Source organism: Acuticoccus yangtzensis, assembly GCF_001927245.1.
Lineage (GTDB): Bacteria > Pseudomonadota > Alphaproteobacteria > Rhizobiales > Amorphaceae > Acuticoccus > Acuticoccus yangtzensis.
On sequence record NZ_MJUX01000023.1, the window covers coordinates 2,501 to 5,527 of the forward strand.

Sequence of the window (3,027 nt, forward strand, 5' to 3'; positions counted from 1 at the left end):
GAGACGCACATCATGTCCGCCCTGATGAGAGGACGAGGGGAACTTCTATCTCCGACATCCAGCGCAACCCGCGTCACGGCTCCGGCCGCTGACGTCACGTGCTGTATGCCCCTCCCCTGCCCTGGCTCCCATCGTCGGACGACGATGTGAAGCGGCCTCTGACCAGGCCGAGCCAACGGCATCGCATTCAGATCTCGTGAAACTGGTCTTTCCTTTATCGAAAGTCCCAGGACCCTGTGAACCAACCGAGTGTGCTGACCGCCGCTCGTCTCGCAGGACCAGCCCGACGCTGCAGGTGCAGCTCCCAAGACGTGCTCAAGTAGGCCGCAAGGCCGATAGCACATCCAAAGAGCTGCTCAAGTAGCCGAAGGCGGTAGCGCCCTTCGCGCCTCTGGCGCGAAGAAAAGATGGGCATCGATAATGAGAGTGATCAAGTGCCTTAAGAGCATTCGGTGGATGCCTTGGCATCGAGAGGCGATGAAGGACGTGGTACGCTGCGAAAAGTCACGGGGAGGTGCGAACAACCTTTGATCCGTGAATGTCCGAATGGGGAAACCCACCCGTTAAGGGTACCTGCTTGCAGGAGCGAACCGGGGGAAGTGAAACATCTCAGTACCCCGAGGAAAAGAAATCAACCGAGATTCCGCTAGTAGTGGCGAGCGAACGCGGACCAGGCCGTGCAGTGAGATAAGTAGAACCGACTGGAACGTCGGGCCATAGAGGGTGACAGCCCCGTATATGTAGAATGATCTGCCGTTCGAGTAGGGCGGGACACGTGAAATCCTGTCTGAACATGGGGGGACCACCCTCCAAGCCTAAATACTCCTCGATGACCGATAGTGAACCAGTACCGTGAGGGAAAGGTGAAAAGAACCCCGACAAGGGGAGTGAAAGAGTCCCTGAAACCGGATGCTTACAAACAGTGGGAGGGCGCAAGCCTGACCGCGTACCTTTTGTATAATGGGTCAGCGACTTCGTCTGACGAGCAAGCTTAAGCCGATAGGTGTAGGCGCAGCGAAAGCGAGTCTGAACAGGGCGTTCAGTTCGTCGGATGAGACCCGAAACCGGGTGATCTAGGCATGAGCAGGTTGAAGGTTGGGTAACACCAACTGGAGGACCGAACCGTTGAATGTTGCAAAATTCTCGGATGACTTGTGCTTAGGGGTGAAAGGCCAATCAAACTCGGTGATAGCTGGTTCTCCGCGAAAACTATTTAGGTAGTGCGTCGGATGTATCTCTCAGGGGGTAGAGCACTGGATGAGGAATGGGGACTCACCGTCTTACTGACTTCAACCAAACTCCGAATACCTGAGAAGACTATCCGGCAGACACACGGCAGGTGCTAACGTCTGTCGTGGAGAGGGAAACAACCCTGATCGCCATCTAAGGCCCCCAAATCATGGCTAAGTGTGAAAGGATGTAGAGACCCCAAAACAACCAGGATGTTGGCTTAGAAGCAGCCATCATTTAAAGAAAGCGTAACAGCTCACTGGTCTAAACAAGGGTCTCCGCGCCGAAAATGTAACGGGGCTCAAGCCATGTGCCGAAGATGCGGGCTTGTCTTTGACAAGCGGTAGCGGAGCGTTCCGTAGGCCTGTGAAGGGAGACCCGTGAGGGCTCCTGGAGGTATCGGAAGTGCGAATGCTGACATGAGTAACGTAAGGGGTGTGAGAGACACCCCCGCCGAAAGTCCAAGGGTTCCTGCGTAAAGCTAATCTGCGCAGGGTTAGTCGGCCCCTAAGGCGAACCCGAAAGGGGTAGTCGATGGGAACACGGTTAATATTCCGTGACCAGGGATGAGTGACGAATGCCGGAAGTTGTCCGACCTTATTGGATTGGTCGGGCAGCCTGGGTGTTCCAGGAAATAGCTCCCCAAAGGACCGTACCCGAAACCGACTCTGGTGGACTGGTAGAGTATACCGAGGCGCTTGAGAGAACGATGCTGAAGGAACTCGGCAAATTGCCTCCGTAACTTCGGGAGAAGGAGGCCTCTGGCTCGGGCAACCGGGTTGGAGGGGCACAGACCAGGGGGTAGCGACTGTTTATCAAAAACACAGGGCTCTGCGAAGTCGCAAGACGACGTATAGGGTCTGACGCCTGCCCGGTGCCGGAAGGTTAAAAGGAGGTGTGCAAGCACCGAATTGAAGCCCCGGTAAACGGCGGCCGTAACTATAACGGTCCTAAGGTAGCGAAATTCCTTGTCGGGTAAGTTCCGACCTGCACGAATGGCGTAACGACTTCCCCGCTGTCTCCAGCATCGACTCAGTGAAATTGAATTCCTCGTGAAGATGCGAGGTTCCTGCGGTCAGACGGAAAGACCCCGTGCACCTTTACTATAGCTTTACACTGGCATTCGTGACGGCATGTGTAGGATAGGTGGTAGGCTTTGAAGCGTGAGCGCCAGCTTGCGTGGAGCCTCCCTTGAAATACCACCCTTGCTTTCATGGATGTCTAACCGCGACTTCGTCCGGGACAGTGTATGGTGGGTAGTTTGACTGGGGCGGTCGCCTCCCAAAGAGTAACGGAGGCGTGCGAAGGTGGGCTCAGAGCGGTCGGAAATCGCTCGTTGAGTGCAATGGCATAAGCCTGCCTGACTGCGAGACTGACAAGTCGAGCAGAGACGAAAGTCGGCCATAGTGATCCGGTGGTCCCGCGTGGAAGGGCCATCGCTCAACGGATAAAAGGTACGCCGGGGATAACAGGCTGATGACTCCCAAGCGTCCATAGCGACGGAGTTGTTTGGCACCTCGATGTCGGCTCATCGCATCCTGGGGCTGGAGCAGGTCCCAAGGGTTTGGCTGTTCGCCAATTAAAGCGGTACGTGAGCTGGGTTCAGAACGTCGTGAGACAGTTTGGTCCCTATCTGCCGTGGGTGTTGGAGAATTGACAGGATCTGCCCCTAGTACGAGAGGACCGGGGTGGACGTACCTCTTGTGGACCTGTTGTGGCGCCAGCCGCATTGCAGGGTAGCTACGTACGGACGGGATAACCGCTGAAAGCATCTAAGCGGGAAACCCACCTGGAAAC

At 55.9% G+C, this 3,027-nt stretch carries 1 rRNA gene; it reads left to right on the forward strand.

Features of this window, described 5'->3' with window-relative positions:
* Positions 1–428: 428 nt before the first annotated feature.
* Positions 429–3,027 (forward strand): 23S ribosomal RNA (locus tag BIX52_RS22275); the annotation flags it as partial.